The organism is Arthrobacter sp. HMWF013, assembly GCF_003061105.1.
Classification (GTDB): Bacteria; Actinomycetota; Actinomycetes; order Actinomycetales; family Micrococcaceae; genus Arthrobacter.
This window is the reverse complement of the sequence record NZ_QAIQ01000046.1, coordinates 1-2,871: the sequence shown is the minus strand read 5'-3', so window position 1 is coordinate 2,871 and position 2,871 is coordinate 1. Positions and strand designations below refer to the sequence as shown.

Annotated in this window: 2 protein-coding genes; both read left to right on the top strand. The window is 66.7% G+C overall.

Going from position 1 to position 2,871, the window contains the following annotated elements; translation table 11 throughout:
• The coding region (locus DBR22_RS02300; RefSeq protein ID WP_108597604.1) for a DUF58 domain-containing protein at positions 1-1,116 on the top strand (1,116 nt) is incomplete at its 5' end.
• A partial coding sequence (locus DBR22_RS02295) for a transglutaminase-like domain-containing protein (protein WP_108597603.1) occupies positions 1,113-2,871 on the top strand: 1,759 nt, incomplete at its 3' end. The genes DBR22_RS02300 and DBR22_RS02295, both read left to right, overlap by 4 nt.

Sequence of the window (2,871 nt, the reverse complement as noted above, 5' to 3'; positions counted from 1 at the left end):
GTCCTTGCCGCGTCCATCCTGCTGTGGAGCTTCGGCCAGGCTTTCGGGTGGCAGGAAGCGAAGGCCGCGGCGATCGCCGCGTTCGTCCTCTTCCTCATCGCCATCGGATTCATCATGGGCCGCTCCTCGTACGGTGTGATCCTGGACCTGGCCCGGACCCGGGTGGCCGTAGGCGACAGTGCAGTGGGCAGCATTTCCGTTTCCAACACCTCAACCCGCCCGCTCCTGCCGGCGGCGCTGGAACTGCCGGTGGGCAGCGCCACCGCGATCTTCCACCTGCCCAGGATGAAGCCCCAGCAGGTGCATGAGGATCTCTTCACCATCCCCACAGCCCGCCGTGCCGTCATCGTGGTGGGACCGGTCCGCTCCGTCCGGGCAGACCCGCTGCACCTGCTCCGTCGCCAGGTCATGTGGACTGAGCCGGAGGACCTCTTCGTGCACCCGCGCACCGTTGCCCTGGCCGGTTCCGCGGCCGGCTTCATCCGCGACCTTGAGGGCATGCCCACCACGGACCTCTCCAGCGCCGACGTTTCCTTCCACGCCCTGCGCGACTACGTACCGGGCGATGACCGGCGGCACATCCACTGGAAGACCACGGCACGGACCAACAAGCTGATGGTGCGACAGTTTGAGGAAACCCGGCGCGCCCACCTCGCCATCTCGCTGTCCATCAATACCGACGAATACGAGTCAGAGCAGGAATTCGAAATGGCCATCTCTGCTGCCGCGTCCATCGGACGGCAGGCCATCCGGGAACAGCGCGAGCTGGACGTCCTCACCCAGAAGGGGCCGCTTCGCTGCGAAACCGGCAGGAACATGCTGGACGACATGACACGGATCGTCGGGGCACCCATGCGGCGGACCGCCGTCGACCTCGCCCGCACCCTGGCAGATACGGTTCCCAACGCGTCGGTGGTTTTCTTTGTGGTGGGCAGCAATGTCACCCCCGCCCAGCTCAGGTCAGCTGCGGCATCCGTGCCGCCCGGAGTCCGCAGCCTGGCTGTCCGCCTCCAGATGGGGGCTGCACCCACGCGCGCCAACATCGCAGACCTCACGGTGCTGACTCTCGGCGACCTCGCCGACCTGGCCATCGTCCTCAGAAAGGCCGCCGCATGAGCGCCCAACCGGGCCTCCGGCCCCGCCAGCAGCAGCGACAGACTGAATCGGCGTTTGCCGACGGCCAACCGGTCTGGCACTTTGTGCTCGACGCCGGCGCCCTCACCCTCCTGCTGGGGCTGGGTCTGCTCGGCTTCAGCCTCAGCTACGGCGGCGACCCGTACTACCTGATCTCGGGTTTCGGCGGAATTGTCCTGGGGCTGGGCATCGCTGCCGCCAACGCGCACCTCCGTCTGGGGCTGCTGATCACCTCGGCGATCACACTGGGTGCGTACCTGCTGTTCGGCACGGCGCTGGCTGTTCCCGACACGGCAGTGGCCGGCTTCCTGCCGAGCCTTGATTCCCTTCGGACCCTGCTCCTGGGCGTCGTCTTCGCATGGAAGGACATGCTCACCGTCGGCGTGCCGGTGGGGTCAGCGGGCGGCGTTCTCATCGTGCCGTTCCTCAGCTCCCTGCTGACGGCCCTGGTGGCCGGCGTCCTCACCTGGCGTCTCAAGACCCCCTACTGGCCGCTGCTGCCGGTGCTGGCATTGTTCGTCACCGGCATTGCCTTCAGCACCAACGCCGCCTTCCTCACGGTGGAGCGCGGCATCGGGCTCACCGTTGTTGCCATCGCCTGGGCCACCTTCCGCCGCGACGCGCTGCGGCGCAGCGACACCCGTAAGGTCGCCGTCAACAGCCCCCTGACCGATACCGCTACCGCCCAAAAGGCCCGGCTGCGCAGGCTCGGCACCGCAGCCGCCGTCATCGCCGCCAGCGTGGCCATCACGTCACTCGCCGCGCCCCTGGTGACCGCCAGCTCCGACCGCAAGGTCCTGCGCAACGTGGTGGTCCCGCCGTTTGATCCCAAGGCCTACATCACCCCACTGGCCAGCTTCCGGACGTTCGTCAAGGACAAGAAAGACGACACACTCTTCGTGGTCAAGGGCCTGCCGCGCGATGCCCGGGTCCGGCTGGGTGCCCTTGATACCTTCAACGGCACCAACTACAACATGGACCCCAACGGCTCCGGCAGCTTCAGCAAGGTCGGCGACACGGAGTCCATCAACACCCTGGCCGACACGTCAAGCGTGGTGCCCACCAACGACTACTCCATCGGCATCACCATCGAGGACTACCAGGGGTACTTCGTCCCGGGCGGCAGGAAGACCACCGGCCTGGCCTTTGACCAGAGTGCCTCTGCCGCGGCCTCGGGCCTGTACTTCAACGCAGGAACGGACACCGCAGTGACCACCAAGGGCCTGTCCAAAGGTGATTCGTACAGTGTCCAGGTCTCGGATCCGGTCAAGCTCGAGCACGGACAGCTGACCCAGTACGACTTCGCAAAGATCACCCTGCCGGACGCGGTTGAAGTCCCGCCGGTGGTGGGTTCCCAGGCCAACGACCTCTCGGCCGATGCCCCCACCGCGATCGACCGGGTGCGTCAGATCGAAGCACACTTCCAAAAGACCGGAGCCTTCAGCAACGGGCTCGTCACCGAAGGGCAGCTGCCCAGCGTCTCCGGCCACAGTTCATCGCGGATCCGGAACCTGCTGACCGCCAAGCAGATGCTGGGCGATGACGAGCAGTACGCCGTGTCCATGTCGCTGATGCTCCGGCACCTCGGGATACCGTCCCGGGTGGTGATGGGGTTCTACCCCGAGCCGACGAGTCCCGAGAACGGCGCCGGCGAAGTGAAGATCACCGGCAAGGACGTCCACGCCTGGGTGGAAGTGGCCTTCGACCGGGTGGGCTGGGTCAGCTTCGACCCCACCC